Source organism: Burkholderia sp. SIMBA_051 (assembly GCF_046534915.1).
Taxonomy (GTDB): domain Bacteria; phylum Pseudomonadota; class Gammaproteobacteria; order Burkholderiales; family Burkholderiaceae; genus Burkholderia; species Burkholderia ambifaria.
Genome location: NZ_JAWRXS010000014.1, coordinates 24,539 through 50,149, shown reverse-complemented (window position 1 = coordinate 50,149; position 25,611 = coordinate 24,539). Strand labels below are relative to the sequence as shown.

The window sequence follows — 25,611 nt, the reverse complement described above, 5'->3', positions numbered from 1 at the left end:
CGCGATGGAGTCGATTGAACTGCAACTGCGCGCGGCGCTCGCGCATCACGAGGCCGGACGTCTCGGGGAAGCGAAGGCGTTGTACGACGCGATCCTGAACGCCCAGCCCGGGCAGCCCGATGCGATGCACTTCCTCGGGCTGCTCGCGTGCCAGCTGAAGCAGTACGACGCGGGCCTTGCGTTGATGGAGCGCTCGCTCGCCGAGCGCCCGGACGCGTCGTACTTCAACAACCTCGGCAACATGCTGCGCGAATGCGGGCGGCTCGACGACGCGATCGCGCACTACCGTCGCGCGGTGGCGTTGCGTCCCGACTATCCGGAAGCGCACAACAACCTCGGCAACGCGCTGCGCGACGCGCGCGACCCGGCCGAGGCGATGCAGAGCTGTGCGCGCGCGATCGAATTGCGTCCCGGTTATGCGGAGGCCTACAACAACCTCGGCAATGTGCTGCAGGACCTGGGCGAGCTGGATGCGGCCGCGGCAAGCTACGCCAAGGCGATCGCATTCCATCCCGCGTATGCGGATGCGCACAGCAACCTCGGCAATGTGCTGCGCGCGCAGGAGCGGCACGCGGACGCGATCGTTCACTACCGCCGCGCGATCGAACTGAACCCCGCGCTGCCCGCTGCGTGTCACGGCCTCGGCCTGTCGCTGTGGGCGCTCGGCGAACTGAGCGAAGCCGCGAGCGTGCTGGGCGCCGCCGCGGCCGGATCGGGCGACGCGAGCCTGCACAACAACTACGCGGGCGTGCTGCGCGACGCGGGCGATCTCGACGCCGCCGCGGCGCAATACGCACGCGCGATCGCGCTCGATGCGTCGCTGGCCGCCGCGCATGCGAACCTCAGCGGCGTGCGGCGCCGTCAGGCGCGTTATGCGGAAGCGCTCGTGCATGCGCAGGACGCGATCCGCATCGCGCCGGATCTCGCCGATGCGCACAACCAGGCGGGCAACGCTCACCACGGCCTGGGCGATCTCGTCGCGGCGCAAGCGTGCTACCGCACCGCGCTCGAGCTGAATCCGGCCGACAGCGGTGCATGCCACAACCTGTCGGTCGTGCTGCTCAAGCGCGAGCGGCACGCCGATGCGCTCGCGTATTGCCGGCGGGCGCTGGCGGGCGGCCGCCCGACCGTATCGATGTACGTGAATCTCGGCGACATTCTGCGCGCGCAGGGCAACGTCGACGCCGCGGTGCCCGCGTATCGCGACGCGCTCGCGCTGGTGCGCGACGACGCGAGCGACGATGCGGCGGAGGTGCTCGGCCGCCTGCTGTTCGCCGCCGCGGCATCGGCGACCGTGTCCCCCGCCGACTACCTGAACGATGCGCGCCGCTACGGCCGTCACCTCGCGGCGCGTTCGACGCGCTATGCGCATGACGTGCACGCACGCGCGGCCGACGCGCTGCATCGCCCGCTGCGGGTCGGCTTCGTATCGGGCGACTTGCGGCAGCACCCGGTCGGGATCTTCGTCGAAAGCGTGTTCGCGCATCTCGATCGCACGCGCGTTGCGCCGTACGTGTACACGACGTCGGACGAAGCGGACGCGATCACCGCGCGACTGAAGCCGCACGCGGCCGTCTGGCGTTCGATCGCCGGTTGCGATCCGCGAGCCGCCGCCCGCACGATTCACGACGACGGCGTCGACGTGCTCGTCGATCTCGCCGGCCATACGCAGGCGAGCGGCCTGGCCGCATTCGGCTGGAAGCCGGCGCCCGTGCAGGCGAGCTGGCTCGGCTTCTTCGCATCGACGGGCAGCGACGCGATCGACTATTTCATCGGCGACGCGCGGACGTTGCCGGCCAACGAGGCCCATCACTTCGTCGAGCAACCGTGGCGGCTGCCCGACAGCTACCTGTGCTTCACGCCGCCGTTCGACGACGTCGCAGTCGGCCCGCTGCCGATGGCCGCGAACGGCCACGTCACGTTCGGCTGTTTCGGCAAGCTCGTGAAGCTCGGTGACGACGTCGTGCGCGTGTGGTCGCGCGTGCTGGATGCACTGCCCGGCGCACGGCTGTTGCTGAAGGCGCGCGAGCTCGAACAGGCGGCGGTGCGCGAGGCAACCGCCGCGCGCTTCGCACGGCACGGGATCGACGCGAGCCGGCTGCTGTTCGACGGCGCATCGCCGCGCGCGGAGTATTTCAACGCGTACAACCGGATCGACGTCGCGCTGAGCCCGTTCCCGTACCCGGGCGGCACGACGACGGCCGAAGCGCTGTGGATGGGCGTGCCGGTGCTCGGGATGAAGGGCGGACGATTCGTCACGCACATCTGCGAGAGCCTGCTGCACGCGGCCGGGATGCCTGACTGGATCGCCGGCGATGAGGACGACTATGTCGCGAAGGCGGTCGCGGCCGCACAGGACGGCGCGCGGCTGGCGGCGTTGCGCGCGACGCTGCGCGAACGCACGCTCGCGTCGCCGCTGTGCGATGCGGCACGCTTCGCACGCAATCTCGAAGATGCCTTCGTCGGCATGTGGACACGCTATACGGAAACGGCACAGACAGCATGAACGATATCCAGCAGGCCCTGCAGGAGGCCCTCACGCACCACCAGGCCGGACGTCTCGGGGAAGCAAAGACGCTGTACGACGCGATCCTGCACGCGCAGCCCGGGCAGCCGGACGCGATGCACTTCCTCGGGCTGCTCGCATGCCAGTTGAAGCAGTACGACGCGGGCCTCGCGTTGATGGAGCGCTCGCTCGCCGAGCGACCGGACGCGTCGTACTTCAACAACCTCGGCAACATGCTGCGCGAATGCGGGCGGCTCGACGACGCGATCGCGCACTACCGTCGCGCGGTGGCGCTGCGTCCCGACTATCCAGAAGCGCACAACAACCTCGGCAACGCGCTGCGCGACGCGCGCGATCCGGCCGAGGCGATGCAGAGCTGTTCGCGCGCGATCGAACTGCGCCCCGGCTATGCGGAGGCATACAACAACCTCGGCAACGTGCTGCAGGACCTGAGTGAGCTGGATGCGGCCGCCGCAAGCTACGGCAAGGCGATCGCATTCCATCCCGCGTATGCGGAAGCGCACAGCAATCTCGGCAACGTGCTGCGCGCGCAGGAGCGACGCGCGGACGCGATCGTGCAGTACCGCCGCGCGATCGAACTGAACCCTGCGCTGCGCGTCGCGCATCGCGGGCTCGCCATTGCGCTGCGCGCGACCGACGATTTCGACGGCGCGCTCGAGCATGCGCGCGCGGGGCTCGAACCGGACGATGCGGAAGGCCATTGCACGCTCGGGCGGTCGCTGCGCAGCATGAACGACTTCGACGGCGCGGCGCGCTTGTTCGAGCGCGCGTGCGAGATCGATCCCGGCTACGCGCCGGCATGGTGCCGGCTCGGCGAGCTGCGTTGCCAGCAGGGCGAATACGAGGAATCCCTGCGCCTGTGCCGGCACGCGATCGAACTCGATCCCGAGCTTGCGGATGCGTACAACTTCCTCGGTCTCGCGTATCACAACCTCGACCGCATGGCGGCGTCGGAGCTGAGCCATCGCCATGCGATCGACCTGAATCCGGACGACGCGGACGCGCACCACAATCTCGCGGCCGCGCTGTTTCGTCTCGACAAGCTCGACGAGGCGATGAGCGAATACCGGATCGCGCAGGAACTCGGCGTCGATCCGGTGAAGATCCAGCTGACGCTCGGCGACATCCTGTGGGCCAAGCGCGATTTCACCGGTGCGGTCGCGGCGTTCCGCGAAGCCGTCGAACACGATCCGCACCGCGCTTACGCGCGGCTGCTGTTCAACATGTCGAGCTCGCCGGCGTTCGCGCCCGAGGAGTGGGTCGTCGATGCGCAGCGCTACGGCGACTACCTGGCGCGCGACGCGCGGCTGCTGTCGCATGACCGCGAGCAGCGTGCGCGGCAGGCGCGCGGCCGGCCGTTGCGCGTCGGCTTCGTGTCCGGCGACCTGCGTCAGCATCCGGTCGGCATCTTCCTCGAAAGCGTGCTCGCGCATCTCGATCGCACGCGCATCGAGCCGCATGCATACGTGACCTTCGTGGTGGAGGACGACGTGACCGCGCGGCTGAAAACGGGCTTCGCGAGCTGGAAGAAGCTCACGTGCCTGAATCGCGATCAGGCTGCGCGGATGATCCACGACGACGGCATCGACGTGCTCGTCGATCTGGCCGGCCACACCAACTGGAGCGGGCTGCCCGTGTTCGCGCACCGGCCCGCGCCGGTGCAGGCGAGCTGGCTCGGCTTCTTCGCGACGACCGGCTGCCGCGCGATCGACTACTTCATCGGCGATCCGCATACGCTGCCGGCCGACGAGGCGCATCACTTCGTCGAGCAACCGTGGCATTTGCCGGACAGCTACCTGTGCTTCACGCCGCCGGCTTACGACGTCGCGGTCGGCCCGCTGCCGATGGCGACGAACGGTGGCGTGACGTTCGGCTGCTTCGGCAAGCTCACGAAGATCAGCGACGACGTGATCGCGCTGTGGTCGCGCCTGCTGCACGCGCTGCCCGATGCGCGGCTGATGCTGAAGGCGCACGAGCTCGGCGCGAGCGACCTGAACCGCGCGACGCTCGAGCGCTTCGCGCGGCACGGCATCGGCGCGCAGCAGCTGATCCTCGAAGGCGGTTCGCCGCGCGCGGAGTATTTCAACGCGTACAACCGGATCGACATCGCGCTGAGCCCGTTCCCGTATCCGGGCGGCACGACGACGGCCGAAGCGCTGTGGATGGGCGTGCCGGTGATCGGGATGAAGGGCGGCCGCTTCGTCACGCATATCTGCGAAAGCCTCCTGCATGCGGCCGGGATGGGCGACTGGATCGCCGCCGACGAGGACGCGTATCTCGCGAAGGCGATCACGTTCGCGCGCGATCGCGACGCGCTGGCGGCGTTGCGTGCGACGCTGCGCGAACGCACGCTCGCGTCGCCGCTGTGCGACGCGGCGCGTTTCGCCCGCAACCTCGAGGATGCCTTCCACGGGATGTGGGCGCACTACGTGGCCGGCGACACGGACGGCACACGCACATGACGGGCGCTGTCGTGGAACGGTTGAACGCGGCGTTCGTGCACCATCAGGCCGGGCGCTTCGACGACGCCCGCGTGCTGTACGAGGCGATCCGGCGCGACGAGCCGGATCAGCCGGATGCGACGCACTTCCTCGGGCTGCTCGCGTGCCAGCTCGGCCAGTTTCCGGCCGGCCTCGCGCTGATGGAGCGCGCGATCGCGCTGCGCGCCGATCCCGTCTACCTGAACAACCTCGGCAACATGCTGCGCGCGCACGGCCGGCTCGACGATGCGATCGGTGCGTACCGGCGTGCGATCGCGCTCGCGCCCGACTATGCGGAGGCGCACAGCAACCTCGGCAACGCGTTGCGCGACGCAGGCGACGCGGATGCCGCGATGCTGAGCTGCGCGCAGGCGCTCGCGCTGCGCCCCGATTACGCGCCGGCGTTCAACAACCTCGGTAACGCGCTGCAGGACAAGGGCGAACTGGACGCCGCGGCGCGCGCGTACGAGAAGGCGATCGCGCTCGATCCCGGCTACGCGCAGGCCCGCTTCAACCGGGGCAACGTACTGCGTGCGCAGTGCCGGCTCGACGATGCAATCGCGTGCTACCGCGAAGCGATCGCGCTGCAACCGGATCTGCATGCCGCGCATCACGCGCTCGGCGTGCTGCTGTTCGAGCGCGACGATCTCGAGGGCGCGATCGCGAGCCTCACCCGCGCGGCGGAATCGGGCGAAGCGGACTGCCTGTTCCATCTTGCGGCCGCGCTCGAGCGTGTGGGCGATCTCGACGGCACGGTGGCGAGCCTGCGGCGCGCGCTGGTGGCGGCGCCCGATCGCGCCGATCTGCATCACCACCTCGCGCAGACGCTCGTCCGGCAGGGCAAGCGGCGTGAAGCGCTCGACAGTTGCCGGATCGCGCTGTCGCTGCCGAACCCGACCGCGCAGATGCAGGCGGTGATGGGCGACATCCTGTGCGCGATGTGGCACCTCGATGCGGGGCTCGCGAGCTACGATCGTGCGCTCGAAATCGATCCTGCATTCCGCAACGCACACTCGGGCCGCATGTTCCACGCGGCAGGCACCGACCGGCTGTCGCCCGCGCAACTGCTCGAACGCGCGCGTGAATTCGGCTCGCAGATGGCCGCGCAGGCGTCGCCGCGTACGCATGTGCCGCGGCCGGCCGCCGGGCGCGTGTTGCGTGTCGGGTTCGTGTCCGGCGACCTGAAGTCCCATCCGGTCGCGGTGTTCCTGTTGAGCGTCGTCGCGGCGCTCGATCCGTCGCGCATCGAGGCGGTGGCCTACGCGACGCAGTCGGTGGAGGACGACACGACCGCGGCGCTCAAGCGCCATTTCGCGGTGTGGCGCGACATCACCGCGCTCGACGATCGCGCGGCCGCCGACCTGATCGCCAACGACCGCATCGACGTGCTGGTCGACCTGAGTGGGCATACCGCGTCGAACCGGCTGCCGTTGTTCGCATGGAAGCCGGCACCGGTGCAGGCGACCTGGCTCGGCTATTTCGCGACGACCGGCATCGCCGCGATCGACTACGTGATCGGCGATCGCCACGTGCTGCCCGACGACGAAGCGCATCACTTCGTCGAGCGGCCGTGGCGGCTGCCCGACAGCTATCTGTGCTTCACGCCGCCCGCGCAGCCGCTCGAGGTCGGGCCGCTGCCGGCCGCGCGTGAAGGTGTCGTCACGTTCGGATGCCTGAACAATGCGAACAAGATCGGCGACGCCGTCGTCGCGCTGTGGTCGCGCGTGCTGCATGCGGTACCCGGTTCGCGCCTGTTGCTGAAGTCGGCGCAGCTCGACGAAGCCGCGCTGCGCACGAGCATCGCCGCGCGCTTCGCGGCACACTGTATTCCGGCAGAGCGCCTGCTGCTGCGCGGCGGATCGAAGCGGCTCGCGCACATCGCCACGTACAACGACATCGACATCGTGCTCGATCCGTTCCCGTATCCGGGCGGCACGACAAGCGTGGAAGGACTGTGGATGGGTGCGCCGTTCATCACGCGGCGCGGCGACCGCTTCCTGTCGCATATCGGCGAAAGCATCCTGCATACGCTCGGGATGCCTGAATGGATCGCGGACAACGACGACGACTATGTCGCGAAGGCGGCCGCGTTCGCGCAGGATCTGCCGCACGTCGCGGCCGTGCGGGCCGGGCTGCGCGAGCGGCTGCTGGGCTCGCCGCTGTGCGATGCGCCGCGCTTCGCCCGCCATCTCGAAGCGGCGTTCGCGCAGATGGTCGACGCAGCGGCGGTGGCCGCGCGCTAGTCGATCCGGCACGGTGCGGATTTGCATCGTGCCGGCATCCGTGCCGTTTCTTTTTCCTTCGCTCAAAAAAAATAGCCGCCCGAAGGCGACTAGACGTTACGACATCGGCGCACGCTCGACGGCGGCGCGCGTTGTTGTTCGTGGGCTTACAGCATGCCGGTCGCCTGATAGAGGCCGGCCGCGCGAATCCGTTCGCGCGATGCGGTGAATTGCTGCGCGAGCTGATCGCGATCGGCCTGCGCGTCCTGCGCGATCGACGCGTCGATCTCCATGATCCGCCGGATCGTGTCGAGCGCTTCCGGCGTCTGCTCGGGCGATAGCCCCATCAGCAGCGGCGAGCGCGCGTCGGCCAGCGCCGCGACGCGTTCCCAGTCGCGCAGCGCGGTGGCCGACTGCATCGCGTGGGTCAGGTGGAGTGCTTGATTCAGCGTATCGGTCGTCATGGTCGTCGTCCGGATGCGTCCCGCGAAAAGGCGGCTTACTTGTTGGTGGCGAGCGCGCCGGCGCTGTTCGTGCCGCCGAACAGCTGGGTCAGGTACTTCGTGTTGTTCGCCATCGTCGCCATCAGGTTGTTCAGCGCGGTGAACTGCGCGTTGTACTGCGCGGTCAGCTGATCCGAATAGTTCTTCAGCTGCGTCGCCTGGTTGGACAGGTTCTTCAGGTCCGCATTGAGCGCGGTGGTGCGCTGGTCGATCAGGCCGTTCGCCTGCGTGTACGTGTTGACCAGCTTGTTCAGCGTCTGGCCGACGCCGTTCGTCGTGTTGAACAGCGCGGCGACGGTCGGGCTGTTCGACGTAAGCGCGGTGTTCAGCGCGGTCGAGTCGACCTGCAGCGTCCCGTCGGCCTGCAGGTTGATGCCGATCGCCGCGAGCGAATAGGTCGTGCTCGGGCTGCCCGTCTTGACGCCGCCGCTGATCGCGGTCGCGAGGCCGCTCGTGATCGTGTTGAGCATCGCGTCGCCGAGCAGCGGGCCTGCCGTCGACGTGTTCGGATCGTACGACGACAGCGACTTCGCGGTCGTCACGTAGCCGTTGTATGCGTTGACGAATGCGTTGATCGCGCTCGTCGTGGCCGTCGTGTCCTGCGACAGCGTGACCGTCTGGGTCGTGTTCAGCGCGGCCGGCGTCAGGTTCAACGTGACGCCCGTCAGCACGCCCGACACGCTGTTGGACGCGCTGCTCACCGGCGTGCCGTCGACGGTCAATTGCGCGTCCGCGGCCTTGGTCACGGTGGAATAGCCCGACGTCAGCTTCGCGTTGACGCCGGTGCCGCTCACCGACACCGTGTTGGCCGCGCCGGTGTTGTTCGACTGGATCACGAGATGCTGGCCGTCCGAGCCGGTGATGACCGACGCGGTGACGCCCGGGTTGCCGGCCGTCGTATTGATCGAGGTCGCGATGTCGGACAGCGACGCGCCGGCCGCGACGTTGACGTTGAATGCCGCGTTGCTGCCGAGCGTGATGCTCAGCGAGCCGGCCGCGATCGTGTCCGACGCCGTGATGCCCGCCGACGACAGCTTGTTCGCGCTCGCGAGCTGCGTGACGTTGACCGCGTACGAGCCGGCCACCGCCCCGCCGCCGTTCTTGACCGACGCGGTGATGCCGGTGCCGCTCGCGGTCGCCGCGAGGCCGCTCAGCGTCGAGCCGTTCGCGAGACCGGCGATCGCGGTCTGCAGCGCGGACAGCGCCGATTTCAGTTTGCCGACCGCGGACAGCTCGGTGTTGTCGCGCGTCTGCTTGGTCGTGAGGGTTTGAGTCTGACCGGCGGTCTTGGCCGTGACCAGCGCGGACACCAGCGAACTGACGTCGAGCGTCGAATTGGTCGCGCCGCTGATGATCGATTGTCCGGCCTGCGCCAGAAGACTGCCGATATCGGTCGTGCTCGTGCTCGTCGTGGTCATGCGGGTGCTCCAGTCGTTTGCGCGGTCGCGCGCGTTCCGGCGGGTCGCCGTGCTTCGATTTCAATGCAAGCAGGGAGGCAAGCCTCCCTGGAGTTTCGGGTCCGGGGTACCGGACCGGCGCCGTCGCGCGCCGCAACGCGGACGACGCCGTGCGCGCGGGCGGCGAGCCCGGCGCGGATGTTCCCGATTACTGCAGGAGCTTCAGGACCTGCTGCGGCAGCGAGTTCGCTTGCGCGAGCACCGAGATGCCGGCTTGCTGCAGCACTTGCGCCTTGCTCAGGTTCGCCGTTTCCGTCGCGAAGTCCGCGTCGGTGATCTGCGAACGCGCTGCGCTCATGTTGGTTGCCTGCGTTTGCGTCGTCGTGATTGCAGCCTGGAACGTGTTCTGTGCTGCACCCAGCGTTGCCTGGAACGTGTTGACGTTCTTCAGTGCCGTGTCGATTGCCGTGATCGCCGACTGTGCGCTCGTCTGGTCGCTGACCGTCAGGCCGCTCAGGCTCAGGCCTGCGCCCGTGCTCGTCCACACGGTCGCGCCGAAGTTGACGGCGACGGTCTGGTTCGCCGATGCGCCGACCTGGAACGTGACGTTGCCGGCGTTGCTCAGGATGGTCTGGCCGTTGAACGTCGTTTGCGTTGCCACGCGGTCGATTTCACCCAGACGCGTCGTGACTTCAGCTTGCAGGTTTGCACGTGCGTTCGAGTCCAGCGAGCCGTCGCCGGATTCGACTGCCAGCGTACGGATACGCTGCAGGTTGTCGACGGTCGACTGCAGCGCGCCGGCTGCGGTCTGGATCATCGAGATACCGTTGTTTGCGTTTGCGACACCTTGCGTCAGCGCGTTGATCGCGGCCGTTTGCGTCGTCGAGATCGCGAGACCTGCCGCGTCGTCGGCTGCCGTGTTCACGCGCTTGCCCGACGACAGGCGGTTGATCGCTTGCGACAGGGCGCTTTGCGAGCCCGACAGGTTCGTCTGCGTCGTCAGCGAAAGGATGTTGGTATTGATGTTCAGCATTTGCTTCCTCTTTTTGGAAAATGCCTGAGTACAGACAGGGTCGTTTTCGGCGTTGCGCTTTATCGCGAGTGGCGCTGCCCGCCTTTCCTGGTTGACGGCGGCACCCGGCGAAAACTTTAGAGAGATGTTCGAGGAAATTCGGGACCGAAGAGTCGCATCGCCGCGAAGTCCGCGTCCGGCGTGGCTGGCAGCGATTTCGGCCGGGCCGCGTGCGGGTCTCGTTGGGCGGCTCGTGTGGCCGCGCCGCGTCGGACGGCGAACCGGCATCGACAAAAGGATGGTTTTGTCTGTGATTTCCTGATATGATGGCGGGCTGAATTGAGATTTTCTGTCACGCCTGTGCCGTCTCGGCATTCTTGCTGGCAGTCAAACGCGGCGCTGCACGTGGCTTGTGAAGCGTACCCGCGGTGCTTTCCGCCTCTCTTTTCCGGCCTCCGAGGCCGTATTTCCGCTCGTTTCGCCTGTTGTGGGGACGCCCGGATGGCCGGTGCGTGGCGCTTGGCCGCTACGTTTTTGACCGTTTAAGCAATTTAGGAACGACATGACGACGATTCTTCTGAAAGAAAACGAGCCGTTCGAAGTGGCGATTCGCCGCTTTCGCCGTGCTATCGAAAAAAATGGCCTGATCGCTGAACTGCGCGAACGCCAGTCCTACGAAAAGCCGACCGCAGTCCGCAAGCGCAAGAAGGCAGCAGCCGTCAAGCGCCTGCATAAGCGCCTGCGCAGCCAGATGCTGCCGAAGAAGCTCCACTAAGAGCGTCTGTCGGTTCGCCGCGAAACGGCGGAGCGTGCTTCGAAAGAAGCCGCTCCGCCGTTTCGCTTTTGGGGGGGGAAATGGGCTGCGGGGCTGGGGCTGGGGCTGGGGTTTTCCCGGCGGCGGCGGTTCAGCACGTTGTCGATCGATGCGCGCGGCGTCACGTCGTGGCAGCCGATGCGTGGCAGGTAGCGCGCCGGCATTGACGACCAGGAAGCCCGGTGCGGCGAAGTCCCGCCGGCCGCGCGTAGCGGCGCCGTCGCCGTCAGCCCGCCTTGCGGCGCCGCGCCGGCTGCTGCTGCTTGCCGCCGAGCACCGCGCATTTGGCGTGACACGGGCAGCCGGCCTCGTGGTCGTTGACCATCCCGGTTGCCTGCATCAGCGCATAGCAGATCGTCGAGCCGACGAACTTGCAACCGTATGCCTTCAGCGCCTTGCTGAGCGCGTCCGACTGGGCGGTCGACGCGGGCGCGTCGCGATACGACTGCCAGGCGTTCTGCACCGGCATGTGATCGACGAACGACCACAGGAAGTGTGCGAGCGAGCCGTGTTCGTCGCGAATGCGTTGCACGGCCAGTGCATTGGTCACCGCGGACTGGACCTTCGCGCGATTGCGCACGATGCCGGGATTCTCGAGCAGCTTCTCGATGTGCTTCGGCGTGAAGCGCGCGACGGCGTCGACATCGAAGTCGGCGAACGCGTCGCGATAGCCGGCGCGCTTGTTCAGGATCGTCGACCACGACAGCCCCGCCTGCGCGCCTTCCAGAATCAGCATCTCGAACAGGTGGCGATCGTCATGTGACGGCACGCCCCACTCGGTATCGTGATAGTGAGCATCCGCTTCCGTCTTTACCCAGTTGCACCGCTGCGACATCATCCGCCTCGTTCCAGTGTCGATTCGATCGTGCCAGCATAGCGGAAGGCCCATTCACGGCATAGCTGGCCGAACGGCAGATGGGCGTGCGGCGCCGATCCGGTTAAGCTTGGCGCCTGTTCGAATCAGCAGGATCAACGCATGACGGCATTACTTTTTGCGATCGGCATCGACGGCGGCGGCACCGGCACCCGCGCGGTGCTGGCCGACCGGAACGGGCGCGAGCTCGCGCAGGGGCGCGGCGGCCCGTCGGGCCTCGGTCTCGGCATCGAGCGGGCGTGGGCGTCGATCGGCGCGGCCTGTGCCGACGCGTTCACACGGGCCGGGCTCGCGTTCGATTGGACGCAATGCGCGCTCGGCTGCGGGCTGGCGGGCGTCAACAATGCCGCGTGGCTCGCCGCGTTCCGCGCGCAGGCGCCGCTCGACGCGCTGGCGGTCGAGAGCGACGCCTACACGACCGTCGTCGGCGCGCACGGCGGTGCGCCGGGCCTCATCGTCGCACTCGGCACCGGCAGCATCGCGGCGGCGCTCGATGCGGCGGGCGACTGCCGCATCGCGGGCGGTTTCGGCTTCCCGTCCGGCGACGAAGCGAGCGGCGCGTGGCTCGGGCTGCGCGCGCTGGCGTACGCCCAGCAGGCGCTCGACGGCCGCGCGCCGCGCGATGCATTCGCCGGCGCGCTGCTCGCGGAAACGGGCGCGCACGATCGAGACGCACTCGTCCAGTGGTCGTGCGATGCGAACCAGACGATCTATGCGCGCCTCGCCCCGATCGTGCTCGCGCATCGCACCCACCCGTATGCGGCCGCGCTGATCGCGCAGGCCGGCGACGAGATCGGCAAGATGATCGACGCGCTCGATCCGCAGCAGGCGCTGCCGGTCGCGCTGTGCGGCGGGCTGGCCGACGCGCTTGCACCGGCCGTGCCGGCACGTCACGCGGCCCGGCTGCGCGCGCCGCTCGACGATTCCGCGCATGGCGCGTTGCGGCTCGCGCTGCAGGCGTTGCGGGCGGCTGAAGCGGGGTGAGTGGTTTGAGGAGGCCGGGCGCGGTGCGTGGGCTGGGCTGACCGGCTGGAGCAGGTGGGCGAGCTGAGCGGACTGCGCAGCCCGAGCAGCCCGAGCAGACCAACCGGATGGCAAGCAAGCCGGCCACTCCGAACGGGCAACGCGCGCAAGCCTAAACGGCTTGAAACCCCTCTCCCCGCCCCACCCCCGTTCGACCAACCGCCCGACGCCCCACCGGGCACGACGTTAAAATGGCGGTTCCGCAGCACCCTGCGCGCCATTTCCCCGCTCCCATGTACAAAGTCATCGCCACCGATCTCGACGGCACCCTGCTGAACAGCGACCACCAGCTCGATCCGTACACGATCGAGACCGTCCGCCGGCTCGATCGCGACGGCCTGCAGTTCGTGATCGCGACGGGCCGCCATTACGCGGACGTCGCCGGCATCCGCGACGTGCTGGGCATCCGGCCGTACCTGATCACGTCGAACGGTGCGCGCGTGCATGCGCCGGACGATACGGCGATCCATGCGCAGGACATCGATCCCGCGATCGTCCGCGGGCTCGTGCAGCCGGGCGTGACCGGCGCGCACGGACGCGTGATCGTCAACCTGTTCACCGACCGCGGCTGGCTGATCGACCGCGAAGCGCCGCACCTGCTCGAATTCCACCAGGATTCGGGTTTCCGGTACGACGTGATCGACATGGCCGCGCACGACGGCGCGGACATCGCGAAGGTGCTGTACATCGGCGAGCCAGCCGATCTGGCGGTGGTCGCCGAGCAAATGCGCGTGCAGTTCGGCGATGCGCTGTACGTCACGTACTCGCTGCCCGACTGCCTCGAAGTGATGACCGCGAACGTGTCGAAGGGCCGCGCGCTGCGCGCGGTGCTCGCGCGGCTCGGCGTCGATACCGGCCACTGCATCGCGTTCGGCGACAACATGAACGACATCGACCTGCTCGAAACGGCCGGTCACGCGTTCATGATGAACAACGCGAATCCCGACCTGATCGCGCAACTGCCGCATATTCCGCGGATCGGCAACAACTTCGACGCGGGCGTCGCCCGCCACCTGCGCACGCTGTTCTCGCTCGAGGACACCCTCGACGGCGTCGCCGCTTCCTGAACGCAAATGAAAAACGGGCGCCAGCGGCGCCCGTCCAAATTACCTGCCTCGATGTTGTTCGCCAGCGTGAGGCTCGCTGTTCTGCTCGCGTCACCCCGTAGTGTTTTATTCGCTTGTGCGAGCGGATGCGGGCAGCAGGTCGACGGCGTTGTCACGCCCCGCGACCAGCGGATAGATGATCCCGGCGATGGCCGCACCGATGATCGGCGCGATCCAGAACAGCCACAGCTGGCCGATCGCCTCGCCGCCCACGAACAGCGCGGGGCCGGTCGAGCGGGCCGGGTTCACCGACGTGTTGGTGACCGGGATCGAGATCAGGTGGATCAACGTCAGGCACAGGCCGATCGCGATCGGCGCGAAGCCGGCCGGCGCGCGCTTGTCGGTGGCGCCGAGAATCACGAACAGGAAGAAGCCCGTCATCACGACTTCGCAGATGAACGCCGCGCCGAGCGAGTAGTGGCCGGGCGAGCGCTCGCCGAAGCCGTTCGTCGCAAAGCCGCCGCCGACGAGGTCGAAGCCCGGCTTGCCAGTCGCGATCAGGTACAGCACGAACGCACCGAGCGTCGCGCCGACCACCTGCGCAACGATGTACGGCGCGAGATCGCGTGCCGGGAAGCGGCCGGCGACCGTCAGGCCCACACTCACAGCCGGATTCAAATGGCAACCCGAAATATGGCCGATCGCGAATGCCATCGTCAGCACGGTCAGGCCGAATGCAAGCGCGACGCCGGCAAAGCCGATGCCGAGGCCCGGAAAGGCGGCGGCCAGCACGGCGCTTCCGCACCCGCCGAGCACCAGCCAGAACGTGCCGAATGCCTCTGCAGCCAGACGCTGAGAAAGATTCATGTAGGGACCTCGTTCAAGTGGGTTGAAGACAAACGGGCGGGCGGATGATTTATTCCGCCGCCCGGAATTGGTCTGGATTATAGGAAATGAATCGGGTTCAAGAGGGTCAACGATTGTTAAATTTGAATGCTGGCGAATGGCCTTTATTAGAATAAGTCCGCATTCTCCATATAGCCAAATCGGTTAAAGATGGCAGCATTAATTTTGAAGAGCAGGGCGGCAGTGCGGACGACGTAACGGGTGTTGGTGTTCCGGCCGGACTCGCCGGAGCCGCATCATGGAAAAAGGGAGTCGAAAAATGTCTCAATACGCGAAACTCAAGGCGCAGATCGCCGATCTGCAGGCTCAGGCGGATGACGTGCGCCGTCAGGAAGTGGCGACGGTGATCGCCGAAGTTCAGCGAATGATTGCCGAATATGGGCTCACGGCCCAGGATCTGGGCTTCGTGGAGCGCGCGCGGCGCGGGCGTCCGCCGAAAAAGGCGCCGCTGCCGCCGAAGTACCGCGATCCGAAGTCGGGTGCAACCTGGAGCGGGCGCGGCAAGCCGCCGAATTGGATCGTCGGGAAAAACCGCGATCGTTTCCTGATCGAATGACCGCGCAAAAAGAAAGAGCCGCATCGACGATGCGGCTCTTTGGTTTTCCGCGCCGATTTCGGCGCGAATTTTACGGAATATTTCCTGACGAATTTCGCGGCGTCAGGCGCCCGCGACCTGGCGCAAGGTCGGCCGTTTTGCCGCCGTGCAAAGCGATTCGTAGGTTTCGACGTAACGGCGCGCCATCGCTTTCGAGCTGAAACGCGTATCGAAGCGCGCGCGGATCGCGTCGCGCGACAGGCTGTCGATCCGGTGCAGCGCGCCGACCGCGCCCTGCACGTCCTCGACGATGAAGCCCGTCACGCCGTCCTCGATCACTTCCGGCACCGAGCCGCGGTTGAACGCGACCACCGGCGTGCCGCAGGCCATCGCCTCGATCATCACCAGGCCGAACGGCTCCGGCCAGTCGATCGGGAACAGCAGCGCTTTCGCGCCGGACAGGAACGCGGGCTTCTGCGCCTCGTTGATCTCGCCGATGAATTCGACATGCGCCTCGCCGAGCAGCGGCTCGATCACTTCCTTGAAGTAGTCGGCGTCGGCCTTGTCCACCTTCGCGGCGATCTTCAGCGGCAGCCCGCTTTTCGCGGCGATCCGGATCGCGGTGTCGACCCGCTTTTCGGGACAGATCCGGCCGAGGAATGCGAGGTATTCGGGCTTCACGTGCGGTTGCGGCGTGAGCAGCGTGTCGGGCAGCCCGTGATACACGGTGCCGGCCCACGCGGCCTGCGGCAGCGGCTTGCGCTGCGAATTCGAGATCGAGACGACCGGCGAATTCGGGAACGCGTCGAACACCGGCTGCAGCTCCGGCAGGTCGAGGCGGCCGTGCAGCGTCGTCACGTAAGGCGTGTCGAGACGCGACATCAGCGAGAACGGCAGGTAGTCGAGGTGGAAGTGCAGCACGTCGAATTCGTGCGCGACACGGGCGACCTGCTCGATCAGGCGCATATGGGGCGCCATCGAATCGCGGATCGACGGGTCGAGCCGCAGTGCGCGCGGCCATGCCGCCTCGAGACGGGCCGACGTGACGGAGTCGCCGCTGGCGAACAGCGTCACATCGTGGCCGAGCTCGACGAGCGCCTCGGTGAGGTAGGACACGACACGCTCGGTGCCGCCGTAGAGTTTCGGCGGGACAGCTTCGTAAAGCGGCGCGATCTGGGCAATACGCATGGGCGTTCTCCGGTGTCGACCGGCGTGGGCGCTCGATGCGCATGCCGATCCGATACAAGGTTACGGAACTCGCCGACGCACGCTCTGAGCGGTACGTGGCCGGGTCCGGGGCAGGATGCGCCGGACGCCGGGCGGCAAGCTGCGGGGGCGGGGCGGTGCGCCTCACGCCGCCGCCCGTTTGAGTCCATTATCGATATCGCCTAGAAGGGTTCGAGTGTTTTTTCAAACACTTAAGGCTTGTTACACCGTGAAATACGAGAAAACCCGGATAAAAAGGGTCCGGAATCATCACGCGAGACAGACGCAACTATTGTTGCGCTATCGTGAAAAACCACTATAATTTTTACCGATTCACACGCCGGCAGCCTTGCCGGACGGCCTCCAGCCGGATTCGTCCCATGCGGAACCCCATCTCCGACGAATTCGCGCCCCTATTTGCCCCGCCTTTTGTCCCCTTTCAATTCGCCTTGTCGGAAAAATTCCTACACGGTTTACAGACAAATCCTGCGCGGCATACGCCACTTCGCTGATACCGACATAAATGCGGTTTGGCCAAAATTCGCCCTGTAAGACTGATAAACGTGCCGGCGGAGCTTAGTAGGGCCCGACCGAGCAAACGTTTTCATAACATGAAAGGCCAACAGCAAAGCTCTTTAACGGGGGAATCATGAGCGCCACCAGCGAAATGCTCAGTGAGATCAAAGAGGTCAACCTGTCGTACCTCCTCCTCGCGCAACGACTGCTGCGGGAAGACAAAGCGATGGGGATGTTCCGCATGGGCGTTTCCCAGGAACTCGCCGACGTGCTCGCCAACCTCACGCTCGCCCAGACCGTGAAGCTCGCCGCGTCGAACCAGATCCTGTGCCGTTTCCGCTTCGACGATCACGCGTTGCTGTCGTCGCTCGCCGACAAGGGTCGCAGCGACGTCGTCACGCACGCGCACTCGGCCATCCTGATGGCCGGCCAGCCGGTCGAAAGCGTCCGCTGATCCTTTTTTTGCCTTGCGTTCGTCCCGGCGCGCCGCGCCGGCGGGCGGCGTATTGGCCACTCATCCGAACCACGTCAAGCGGACAGTTATTCACCATGGCAAGCAAAAGCGTCGTGATCGAGGTGAAGGAAATCACCCTCGCCATCGAACTGATCGAACTGGGCGCCCGCCTGCAGCTGCTGGAGGCGGAGACGAGCCTGTCGCGCGATCGCCTGATCAAGCTGTACAAGGAGCTGAAGGGCGTGTCGCCGCCGAAGGGGATGCTGCCGTTCTCGACCGACTGGTTCATGACGTGGCAGCCGAACATCCACTCGTCGCTGTTCTACAACATCTACCGGTTCATGCAGGACCACGGCCGCTGCGATCCGATCCAGTCGATCGTGAAGGCGTACCGGCTCTACCAGGAGCACGTGAACCTGTCCGGCGACGAAGCCGCGCTGAGTCTCACGCGCGCATGGACGCTCGTGCGCTTCTTCGACTCGGGGATGCTGCAGATGACCCCGTGCACGCGCTGCGGCGGCCACTTCGTCGCCCATGCGCATGATCCACATCAAGGTTTCGTGTGCGGCCTCTGCCAGCCGCCGTCGCGCGCCGGCAAGACCCGCAAGGCCGCCGCCGCGCGCGCCGAACTGGCTGCCGCCGCGGCCTGAACGGCGCCGGGCGGGGCCGAGCGGCAGCGGGACGGCTGCCGCGGGCCGCGCGAACCGGTCGAGGCTTGCTGGTAAACACCGCCGCGCCGCCGCGGCGCTGCCGCGAAAGTTTTCCTGCCGACTGCCGTAAACCTGATTAACGGCGGTCTCCCCGCCGGTTCTTTCGTGAGGGACAGGCAGTGCTGATTATCGTGGGAACACTCGTGACGCTGTTGTCCGTCTTCGGCGGTTATGCGCTGGCAGGCGGGCATCTGGGCGCATTGGTCCAGCCGCTCGAGATCCTGATGATCACCGGCGCGGGCGTCGGCGCGTTCATCCTCGGCAACGGCATGAAGACCATCAAGGCGACGCTGCTCGTGCTGCCGACGCTCTTCAAGGGCTCGAAGTACACGAAGGACGTCTATATGGAGCTGATGGCGCTCCTGTACGTGCTGCTCGCGAAGGCGCGCAAGGAAGGCACGCTGACGCTCGAAGCCGACATCGACGATCCGGACAAGAGCCCGATCTTCACGCAATACCCGAAGATCCTCGCCGATCGCCACATCGTCGAATTCCTGACCGACTACCTGCGCCTGATGGTGGGCGGCAACATGAACGCGTTCGAGATCGAGAGCCTGATGGACGAGGAGATCGAGACGCACCACACGGAAGGCGAAGGCCCCGCGCACGCGCTGATGCGCGTCGGCGACGCGATGCCGGCATTCGGGATCGTCGCGGCCGTGATGGGCGTCGTGCACACGATGGCGTCGGCCGACAAGCCGCCCGCGGTGCTCGGCGCGATGATCGCGCAGGCGCTGGTCGGCACGTTCCTCGGGATTCTGCTGTCGTACGGGCTGATCGGGCCGCTCGCGAGCCTCGCGGAGCAGCGCGTCGCCGAGTCCACCAAGATGTTCCAGTGCATCAAGGTGACGATCCTCGCGAGCCTGAACGGCTATGCGCCGGCGATCGCGGTGGAGTTCGGCCGCAAGGTGCTGTTCTCGACCGAGCGTCCGTCGTTCACGGAGCTCGAAGAGCACGTGCGCCGCGTGAAGGCAAAGTGACGCGGAGCGTTCGATGAGCAATGGCAAGGATCGCGCGATCGTCGTGAAACGGGTGGCCCCGCAGAAGAAGGGCCATCACGGCGGCGCATGGAAACTCGCGTATGCGGACTTCATGACCGCGATGATGGCGTTCTTCCTGCTGATGTGGCTGCTGAGCTCGGTCACGCCGGTGCAGCTGAAGGGGATCGCCGAGTACTTCAACACGCCGTTGAAGGCCGCGCTGTTCGGCAGCGGCGATCGCAGCTCGCAGGACTCCAGCATCATCAACGGCGGCGGCCGCGACCTGTCGAGCGCCGACGCCGGCACGCTGCGCCGCACCGACGGCACGACGTCGCTGGCCGACCGCGTCGCGAAAGCGGGCGACCAGCATTCGCGCGCGCAGGCGCAAGGCGCGCAAGACCGGCTCGAGCAGGCGCGCCTGCACGACCTGCAGATCAAGCTGATGGCCGCGATCGAGGCGAACCCGACGCTGCGCCAGTTCAAGCAGCAGATCCGCATCGATTCGACGCTGATGGGGCTGCGCATCGAGATCGTCGATTCGCAGAAGCGGCCGATGTTCGCGATGTCGAGCGACCACGTCGAGCCGTACATGCGCGACATCCTGCGCGAGATCGGCAAGACGCTGAACGACGTGCCGAACCGGATCATCGTCCAGGGCCACACCGACGCGGTGCCGTACGCGGGCGGCGAAGGCGGCTACAGCAACTGGGAGCTGTCGGCCGACCGCGCGAACGCGTCGCGCCGCGAGCTGATCACGGGCGGCATGGACGAGTCGAAGGTGCTGCGCGTGCTCGGCCTCGCGTCGACGCAGAACCTGAACAAGGCCGACCCGCTCGATCCGGAAAACCGCCGGATCAGCGTGATCGTGCTGAATCGCAAATCCGAAGACGCGCTGATGCGCGACGACGCGACGACCACGACGCTGTCGGCCGACGCGGCGGGCTCGAAGCTGCTGGCCCAGCAGCTCGGCGGCCCGACGCCGGCCGCGCGACCGGAGCTCGCGAGCGCCGTCGCCGTGGCGCCGAAACCCTGACGTTTCCCCGATTCCGAGACACGCATGAAACGACCCCAACGCTCACTTTGTTCGCTGCCCCCCGAGGGAGCGCTCGGCCGCCCACGGCCGGCTCTGCAAAGCCGGCCGGCCGCACAGGCGCGAAGCGATGCTTCGCGCATTGCCTGCTGCGCCGTCGGGGCGGCCCCGCGGAGGCTGGCATGATCCGGACCATTCTCGCGATCGACGACTCCGCGACCATGCGTGCGCTGCTGCAGGCGACGCTCGCGCAGGCCGGCTACGACGTGACGGTGGCGCCGGACGGCGAAGCCGGCTTCGACATGGCGGCCACCGTGCCGTACGACCTGGTGCTGACCGACCAGAACATGCCGCGCAGGAGCGGGCTCGAGGTGATCGCCGCGCTGCGCAAGCTGAGCGCGTACGCGGACACGCCGATCCTCGTGCTGACGACCGAAGGCAGCGATGCATTCAAGGACGCCGCGCGCGAAGCGGGCGCGACCGGCTGGATCGAAAAGCCGATCGACCCGGCCGTGCTGGTCGACCTGGTCGCGACGCTGTCCGAGCAGACGGCCTCCTGACATGAACGCGACGAATCCAACCGGTGACCGGGCATGACTCTCGACATCACGCAGTTCTACCAGACCTTTTTCGACGAAGCCGACGAGCTGCTCGCGCAGATGGAGCAGCTGCTGCTGAACCTCGACGTCGGCTCGCCCGACCCCGAGGACCTGGCCGCGATCTTTCGCGCCGCGCATTCGATCAAGGGCGGCGCGGCGACGTTCGGCTTTTCCGCGCTGACCGAGACGACCCACATCCTCGAGTCGCTGCTCGACCGCGCCCGCAACCATGAGCTGACGCTGACCAAGGAAATGGTCGATGCGTTCCTCGAGACCAAGGACGTGCTGTCCGACCAGCTGGTCGACTATCGCGCGAGCGCCGAACCGGACGCGGCCGCCGCCGCGACGATCTGCGCGAAGCTCGAACGCCTGAAGGCCGAGAGCGGCGCGGGTGCGCCCGCGGCCGCCGACGTCGCGCCGGCCGCGCCCGCCGTGGCGGCTGCACCGGCGCCGGCACCGGCCGCCGGCAGCAACGGCGCGCCCGATCACGTGGTCGAACAGGCGGTCGCTGCCGCGCATCCGGCGGCCGACGTCGACGCGGACGGCCCGCACCTGAAGATCACGCTCGTCGGCGTCGACCCGAAGGACCAGGCGCTGCTCACCGAGGAACTCGGCAATCTCGGCCGGATCGTCGGCCGCGAGGAAGCGGGCGCCGATCTCACGCTGTGGCTCGAATCGGACGTATCGTCCGACGACATCACGGCCGTGTGCTGCTTCGTGATCGACGACAGCCAGATCCGCATCGCGCGCGGCACCGCGCCGGCCGCACCGGCGGCGCCTGCCGCCGCGCCGGCCGCCGAATCGTTAGCCACGCCGGCAGCCGCGCCGGAGCCGGCCGCGCGGGTCGAGGTATTCGCGCAAGCCCCCGGTGCCGCACCGGCCGCCGCCGCGCCGCAGGCCCAGCCGAGCGCCGCCGCGCAACCGGCACCGCAAGCGGCGCCGCAACCGCACGCCGAACCCGCGGCGCCGGCCGCCGCGCATCACGACGACAAGCGTCCGCGCCCGGCTGGCGCCGCAGCGGGCGCCGAAGGCAGCTCGATCCGCGTCGGCGTCGAGAAGGTCGACCAGCTGATCAACCTGGTCGGCGAGCTCGTGATCACGCAGGCGATGCTCGCGGAAACCGCGAGCGCGTTCGATCCGGCGCTGCACGACCGCCTGTTCAACGGGATGGCGCAGCTCGAGCGCAACGCGCGCGACCTGCAGGAAGCGGTGATGTCGATCCGCATGATGCCGATGGACTATGTGTTCAGCCGCTTCCCGCGGCTTGTGCGCGACCTGGCCGGCAAGCTCGGCAAGCAGGTCGAGCTCGTCACGTTCGGCCAGGCGACCGAGCTCGACAAGAGCCTGATCGAGCGGATCATCGACCCGCTCACGCACCTCGTGCGCAACAGCCTCGATCACGGGATCGAAACCGTCGACAAGCGCGTCGCCGCCGGCAAGGACGCGGTCGGCCAGCTCGTGCTGTCGGCCGCGCATCACGGCGGCAACATCGTGATCGAGGTCAGCGACGACGGCGGGGGCCTGAACCGCGAGCGGATTCTCGCGAAGGCCGCGAAGCAGGGCATGCAGGTGTCCGACAACATCAGCGACGACGAAGTCTGGCAACTGATCTTCGCGCCGGGCTTCTCGACCGCCGAGACCGTGACCGACGTGTCGGGCCGCGGCGTCGGGATGGACGTCGTGAAGCGCAACATCCAGTCGATGGGCGGCCATGTCGAGATCTCGTCGCAGGCCGGCCGCGGCACGACCACGCGGATCGTGCTGCCGCTCACGCTCGCGATCCTCGACGGGATGTCGGTGAAGGTCGGCAGCGAGATCTTCATCCTGCCGCTGAACTTCGTGATGGAGTCGCTGCAGCCGTCGAACGACGACATCTACACGGTCGGCAACGGCGAGCGCGTGGTGCGCGTGCGCGGCGAATACCTGCCGCTCGTCGCGCTGCACGAGGTGTTCTCGGTCGAGGACGCGCGCACCGATCCGACCCAGGGGATCGTCACGATCATGGAAACCGAGGGGCGCCGCTTCGCGATGCTGATCGACGAACTGGTCGGCCAGCAGCAGGTGGTCGTGAAGAACCTCGAAACCAACTACCGCAAGGTGCACGGCATCTCGGCGGCGACCATCCTCGGCGACGGCAGTGTCGCGCTGATCGTCGACGTCGCGGCGCTGAACCGCGAAACCCGTGCGATGCACGGCGCCCGAGTCGGCGCCGAGCTCGCGATCTTCTGACTCTCGCCATTCAACCGATTGGGGGCACACGTGTCTGCTGAAGTCCAAATGATCAATCCGGCCGCGGCGAACGCGGCTACCAGAGGCCGCGACGCCGCGCATGGCGATGCGACGGGGCAGGAGTTCCTCGTCTTCACGCTCGGCGACGAGGAATACGGGATCGACATCCTGAAGGTGCAGGAAATCCGCGGCTACGACAGCGTCACGCGCATCGCGAACGCCCCGGACTTCATCAAGGGCGTGATCAACCTGCGCGGCATCATCGTGCCGATCGTCGACATGCGGATCAAGTTCCATCTCGGCCGCGTCGAGTACGACCACCAGACCGTCGTGATCATCCTGAACGTGTCGAACCGCGTGGTCGGGATGGTGGTCGACGGCGTGTCTGACGTGCTGACGCTGCAGACGGACCAGATCATGCCGGCGCCGGAGTTCGGCGCGACGCTGACGACCGAGTACCTGACGGGCCTCGGCACCGTCGACGGCCGCATGCTGATCCTGATGGACATCGAGAAGCTGATGTCGAGCCGGGAAATGGCGCTGATCGAGACGCTCGGCGGATAAGTGCGCCGCGCACGCAGGAATTTCGGGAGAATCTGCAATGTTGCATAACTGGTCGATCCGCACGACGCTCACGGCGGTCGGACTCATCCTCGTGGGCCTGGCCGCCGCGGTCGGCGGCCTCGGCCTTTACGCGCTCGATCACGCGAGCCGCTCGCTCGACGAGATCGCGCACGTCGATCTGCCGGCGATCCATACGCTCGACGACACGTCGTCGTACCTGCTGCGCGCACGCGTGTCGCTCGACCGCTTCCGCTCGCTGACCGAGGCCGGCAACACGGCCGACGCGAGCAAGGTGCTCGAGCGCGCGCAGGAGCTGTACACGAAGTCGAACCAGAACTGGCAGGCGTTCCAGGCGACGCCGAAGTTCGGCATCGAGCAGGCGCTCGTCGACGACCTCGCCGCGCGCTACGCGACGATCATGAAGGAAGGCGTCGAGCCGGAATTCGCGGCCGCGCGCGCGGGCGACATGGCCGCGTATCACGCGGTCGCCGACACCAAGATCAGCCCGATGTTCGTCGCGTACGACCAGGCGGCGGCGGCCGTGGTCGCGTCGCTGCAGAAGCGCGCGGAAGAACGCCAGACCGCGACGCAGTCGCAGATCTCGATGATGATCGGCCTGATCGCGGCCGGCGTTGCGATCGCGTTCGTCGTCGTGATCGCGATCCGCTTCGCGCTGCGCGGGCTGATCATCAATCCGCTCGAAGACGCGATCGCGCACTTCGAGCGCATCGCCGGCGGCGACCTCACGCAGCCGGTGAACGTGTCCAGCACCAACGAGATCGGCCGCCTGTTCGGCGGCATCAAGCGGATGCAGGACGCCGTCACGACGATGGTGCAGGCCGTGCATCGCGGCACCGAGTCGATCGACGTCGGCGCGCGCGAGATCTCGACCGGCAACACCGACTTGTCGCAGCGCACCGAGGAGCAGGCCGCGTCGCTGCAGGAAACCGCATCGAGCATGGAGCAGCTGACGGGCACCGTGCGCCAGAACGCGGAGAACGCGCGGCAGGCGAGCCAGCTCGCGGTGAACGCGTCCGACATCGCGACGCACGGCGGCGAAGTCGTCGGCCAGGTCGTGTCGACGATGCAGGACATCGCGGCGAGCTCGGGCAAGGTCGTCGACATCATCGGCACGATCGAAGGCATCGCGTTCCAGACCAACATCCTCGCGCTGAACGCGGCGGTCGAGGCCGCACGTGCGGGCGAGCAGGGCCGCGGCTTCGCGGTGGTCGCGGGCGAAGTGCGCTCGCTGGCCCAGCGCAGCGCGAGCGCCGCGAAGGAAATCAAGCAGCTGATCGGCGATTCGGCCGAGAAGGTCGAAAGCGGGTCGGCGCTCGTCGCGCGGGCCGGTTCGACGATGGACGAGATCGTGCAGGCCGTGCGCCGCGTGACCGACATCATGGGCGAGATCAGCGCCGCGTCGGACGAGCAGTCGACCGGCATCGAGCAGGTCAATCGCGCGGTCGGCCAGATGGACTCGGTCACGCAGCAGAACGCGGCGCTCGTCGAAGAGGCCGCGGCGGCGGCCGCGTCGCTCGAGGAGCAGACGCGCCAGATGAAGGCGATCGTATCGGGCTGGCGCGTCACGGGCGGCATCGCGATGGCGCCGGTGCGCGGCGCGGCGCGCCCGGCCGCACAAGCCCAGGCCCCGGCGTCGCCGTCGGAGAGCCGTCACGAAGCCGCGCCGGCTGCGCACGCACCGCATGCAGCGCAACCCGCCGCCCAGCCGGCCCGCCGCGCGGCGCCCGCGCCGCACGCCGCGGCACCGGCGACGCGCAATGCAGCGAAGCCCACGACGGATTCCGCCGCACGCGCATCGAAGGAAGCGCCGGCCGCCGGCGGCTACGGCCCGCGTCTCGCGAAGGCCGCTGCAGCGCCCAAGCCGGCCGACAAGCCCGCACTGGTGCGTCCGGCGCTGAACGGCGAGAAGCCGGCGCTGGCCGCGGCCGGTGCTTCCGACGACGACTGGGAGACCTTCTAAGCC

General features: G+C 67.5%; 21 protein-coding genes. 15 read left to right on the top strand and 6 right to left on the bottom strand.

The genetic code is table 11. The annotated features are described in order from the left end of the window. The first annotated feature begins 4 nt into the window (after window positions 1-4). Genes SB771_RS28590 through SB771_RS28580 form a run of 3 tightly spaced genes read left to right on the top strand, consistent with a single transcriptional unit; the run spans window position 5 to window position 7,250 of the window. The gene (locus tag SB771_RS28590) at window positions 5-2,506 is read left to right on the top strand and encodes a tetratricopeptide repeat protein (protein WP_175661376.1); all 2,502 of its coding nucleotides are present in this window, start codon (window positions 5-7) and stop codon (window positions 2,504-2,506) included. Further along, complete coding sequence (locus SB771_RS28585) at window positions 2,503-4,989, top strand: tetratricopeptide repeat protein (RefSeq protein ID WP_175661377.1); 2,487 nt, start codon at window positions 2,503-2,505, stop codon at window positions 4,987-4,989. Before SB771_RS28590 ends, SB771_RS28585 begins: the two co-directional genes overlap by 4 nt. Further along, a complete protein-coding gene (locus tag SB771_RS28580) occupies window positions 4,986-7,250 on the top strand; it encodes a tetratricopeptide repeat protein (RefSeq protein WP_175661378.1) in 2,265 nt (754 codons plus the stop codon). Before SB771_RS28585 ends, SB771_RS28580 begins: the two co-directional genes overlap by 4 nt. A gap of 146 nt (window positions 7,251-7,396) precedes the next feature. On the opposite strand, the gene SB771_RS28575 is transcribed toward SB771_RS28580, so the two are convergent. From SB771_RS28575 to SB771_RS28565, 3 genes are all read right to left on the bottom strand, one after another. After that, window positions 7,397-7,693 (bottom strand): flagellar protein FliT, encoded by a 297-nt coding sequence (locus tag SB771_RS28575; RefSeq protein ID WP_011655674.1) that lies wholly within the window; start codon window positions 7,691-7,693, stop codon window positions 7,397-7,399. A 35-nt stretch (window positions 7,694-7,728) separates the two neighbouring features. Beyond that, complete coding sequence (gene fliD, locus SB771_RS28570; protein WP_175661379.1) at window positions 7,729-9,150, bottom strand: flagellar filament capping protein FliD; 1,422 nt, start codon at window positions 9,148-9,150, stop codon at window positions 7,729-7,731. Window positions 9,151-9,337: 187 nt separating this feature from the next. Beyond that, complete coding sequence (locus tag SB771_RS28565; protein ID WP_012362818.1) at window positions 9,338-10,162, bottom strand: flagellin domain-containing protein; 825 nt, start codon at window positions 10,160-10,162, stop codon at window positions 9,338-9,340. Window positions 10,163-10,703: 541 nt separating this feature from the next. Here SB771_RS28565 and rpsU point away from each other — a divergent pair. Next, window positions 10,704-10,916, top strand: a complete 213-nt coding sequence (rpsU, locus tag SB771_RS28560; protein WP_006401410.1) for a 30S ribosomal protein S21 — start codon at window positions 10,704-10,706, stop codon at window positions 10,914-10,916. A gap of 265 nt (window positions 10,917-11,181) precedes the next feature. Here the strand turns inward: rpsU and SB771_RS28555 are convergent, their stop codons facing one another. Then, complete coding sequence (locus tag SB771_RS28555) at window positions 11,182-11,790, bottom strand: DNA-3-methyladenine glycosylase I (protein WP_175661441.1); 609 nt, start codon at window positions 11,788-11,790, stop codon at window positions 11,182-11,184. Between the two features lie 141 nt (window positions 11,791-11,931). Between SB771_RS28555 and SB771_RS28550 the strand changes: the two genes are divergently transcribed. Together SB771_RS28550 and SB771_RS28545 are read left to right on the top strand one after the other, a co-directional pair. Beyond that, entirely contained in the window at window positions 11,932-12,813 is an 882-nt protein-coding gene (locus tag SB771_RS28550) for a BadF/BadG/BcrA/BcrD ATPase family protein (protein ID WP_175661380.1), read from the top strand. A 272-nt stretch (window positions 12,814-13,085) separates the two neighbouring features. After that, window positions 13,086-13,919 (top strand): Cof-type HAD-IIB family hydrolase, encoded by an 834-nt coding sequence (locus SB771_RS28545; protein WP_006751069.1) that lies wholly within the window; start codon window positions 13,086-13,088, stop codon window positions 13,917-13,919. 105 nt (window positions 13,920-14,024) lie between these two features. Here SB771_RS28545 and aqpZ read toward each other — a convergent pair whose 3' ends face one another. After that, window positions 14,025-14,765, bottom strand: a complete 741-nt coding sequence (gene aqpZ, locus SB771_RS28540; protein WP_011655679.1) for an aquaporin Z — start codon at window positions 14,763-14,765, stop codon at window positions 14,025-14,027. 298 nt (window positions 14,766-15,063) lie between these two features. Here aqpZ and SB771_RS28535 point away from each other — a divergent pair, with 298 nt between their 5' ends. After that, window positions 15,064-15,360, top strand: coding sequence for an H-NS histone family protein (locus tag SB771_RS28535; protein ID WP_006751072.1), 297 nt, complete (start codon window positions 15,064-15,066; stop codon window positions 15,358-15,360). 102 nt (window positions 15,361-15,462) lie between these two features. Here SB771_RS28535 and SB771_RS28530 read toward each other — a convergent pair whose 3' ends face one another. After that, window positions 15,463-16,527 carry a glycosyltransferase family 4 protein gene (locus SB771_RS28530; protein WP_006751073.1) on the bottom strand — a complete coding sequence of 355 codons (1,065 nt, stop codon included), beginning with the start codon at window positions 16,525-16,527 and terminating at the stop codon, window positions 15,463-15,465. 667 nt (window positions 16,528-17,194) lie between these two features. Here SB771_RS28530 and flhD point away from each other — a divergent pair. The 8 genes from flhD to SB771_RS28490 all read left to right on the top strand — a co-directional run bounded on the left by flhD (window position 17,195) and on the right by SB771_RS28490 (window position 25,608). Then, entirely contained in the window at window positions 17,195-17,515 is a 321-nt protein-coding gene (flhD, locus tag SB771_RS28525; protein ID WP_006751074.1) for a flagellar transcriptional regulator FlhD, read from the top strand. A gap of 95 nt (window positions 17,516-17,610) precedes the next feature. Beyond that, a complete protein-coding gene (gene flhC / locus SB771_RS28520; protein ID WP_011655680.1) occupies window positions 17,611-18,165 on the top strand; it encodes a flagellar transcriptional regulator FlhC in 555 nt (184 codons plus the stop codon). Window positions 18,166-18,344: 179 nt separating this feature from the next. Then, on the top strand, window positions 18,345-19,205 hold the full coding sequence (gene motA / locus SB771_RS28515) for a flagellar motor stator protein MotA (RefSeq protein ID WP_006762546.1): 861 nt from the start codon (window positions 18,345-18,347) through the stop codon (window positions 19,203-19,205). Window positions 19,206-19,218: 13 nt separating this feature from the next. Then, complete coding sequence (gene motB / locus SB771_RS28510) at window positions 19,219-20,238, top strand: flagellar motor protein MotB (RefSeq protein ID WP_175661381.1); 1,020 nt, start codon at window positions 19,219-19,221, stop codon at window positions 20,236-20,238. Between the two features lie 179 nt (window positions 20,239-20,417). Further along, a complete protein-coding gene (locus SB771_RS28505; protein WP_006755772.1) occupies window positions 20,418-20,795 on the top strand; it encodes a response regulator in 378 nt (125 codons plus the stop codon). Window positions 20,796-20,828: 33 nt separating this feature from the next. After that, window positions 20,829-23,063: a chemotaxis protein CheA gene (cheA, locus tag SB771_RS28500; RefSeq protein WP_175661382.1), complete on the top strand. Its 2,235-nt coding sequence runs from the start codon at window positions 20,829-20,831 to the stop codon at window positions 23,061-23,063. A 48-nt stretch (window positions 23,064-23,111) separates the two neighbouring features. Further along, on the top strand, window positions 23,112-23,627 hold the full coding sequence (gene cheW, locus SB771_RS28495) for a chemotaxis protein CheW (RefSeq protein ID WP_105833970.1): 516 nt from the start codon (window positions 23,112-23,114) through the stop codon (window positions 23,625-23,627). Window positions 23,628-23,664: 37 nt separating this feature from the next. Next, window positions 23,665-25,608 carry a methyl-accepting chemotaxis protein gene (locus SB771_RS28490; RefSeq protein ID WP_175661383.1) on the top strand — a complete coding sequence of 648 codons (1,944 nt, stop codon included), beginning with the start codon at window positions 23,665-23,667 and terminating at the stop codon, window positions 25,606-25,608. Window positions 25,609-25,611: the final 3 nt, after the last annotated feature.

Coding starts and splice junctions, on each gene's coding strand:
- motB (WP_175661381.1), top strand. CDS start 19,219: ATGAGCAATGGCAAGGATCGCGCGATCGTCGTGAAACGGGTGGCCCCG.
- SB771_RS28590 (WP_175661376.1), top strand. CDS start 5: ATGGAGTCGATTGAACTGCAACTGCGCGCGGCGCTCGCGCATCACGAG.
- SB771_RS28550 (WP_175661380.1), top strand. CDS start 11,932: ATGACGGCATTACTTTTTGCGATCGGCATCGACGGCGGCGGCACCGGC.
- cheA (WP_175661382.1), top strand. CDS start 20,829: ATGACTCTCGACATCACGCAGTTCTACCAGACCTTTTTCGACGAAGCC.
- SB771_RS28555 (WP_175661441.1), bottom strand. CDS start 11,790: ATGTCGCAGCGGTGCAACTGGGTAAAGACGGAAGCGGATGCTCACTAT.
- aqpZ (WP_011655679.1), bottom strand. CDS start 14,765: ATGAATCTTTCTCAGCGTCTGGCTGCAGAGGCATTCGGCACGTTCTGG.
- flhC (WP_011655680.1), top strand. CDS start 17,611: ATGGCAAGCAAAAGCGTCGTGATCGAGGTGAAGGAAATCACCCTCGCC.
- SB771_RS28545 (WP_006751069.1), top strand. CDS start 13,086: ATGTACAAAGTCATCGCCACCGATCTCGACGGCACCCTGCTGAACAGC.
- flhD (WP_006751074.1), top strand. CDS start 17,195: ATGAGCGCCACCAGCGAAATGCTCAGTGAGATCAAAGAGGTCAACCTG.
- rpsU (WP_006401410.1), top strand. CDS start 10,704: ATGACGACGATTCTTCTGAAAGAAAACGAGCCGTTCGAAGTGGCGATT.
- SB771_RS28530 (WP_006751073.1), bottom strand. CDS start 16,527: ATGCGTATTGCCCAGATCGCGCCGCTTTACGAAGCTGTCCCGCCGAAA.
- cheW (WP_105833970.1), top strand. CDS start 23,112: ATGATCAATCCGGCCGCGGCGAACGCGGCTACCAGAGGCCGCGACGCC.
- SB771_RS28585 (WP_175661377.1), top strand. CDS start 2,503: ATGAACGATATCCAGCAGGCCCTGCAGGAGGCCCTCACGCACCACCAG.
- SB771_RS28575 (WP_011655674.1), bottom strand. CDS start 7,693: ATGACGACCGATACGCTGAATCAAGCACTCCACCTGACCCACGCGATG.
- SB771_RS28505 (WP_006755772.1), top strand. CDS start 20,418: ATGATCCGGACCATTCTCGCGATCGACGACTCCGCGACCATGCGTGCG.
- SB771_RS28490 (WP_175661383.1), top strand. CDS start 23,665: ATGTTGCATAACTGGTCGATCCGCACGACGCTCACGGCGGTCGGACTC.
- fliD (WP_175661379.1), bottom strand. CDS start 9,150: ATGACCACGACGAGCACGAGCACGACCGATATCGGCAGTCTTCTGGCG.
- SB771_RS28565 (WP_012362818.1), bottom strand. CDS start 10,162: ATGCTGAACATCAATACCAACATCCTTTCGCTGACGACGCAGACGAAC.
- SB771_RS28580 (WP_175661378.1), top strand. CDS start 4,986: ATGACGGGCGCTGTCGTGGAACGGTTGAACGCGGCGTTCGTGCACCAT.
- SB771_RS28535 (WP_006751072.1), top strand. CDS start 15,064: ATGTCTCAATACGCGAAACTCAAGGCGCAGATCGCCGATCTGCAGGCT.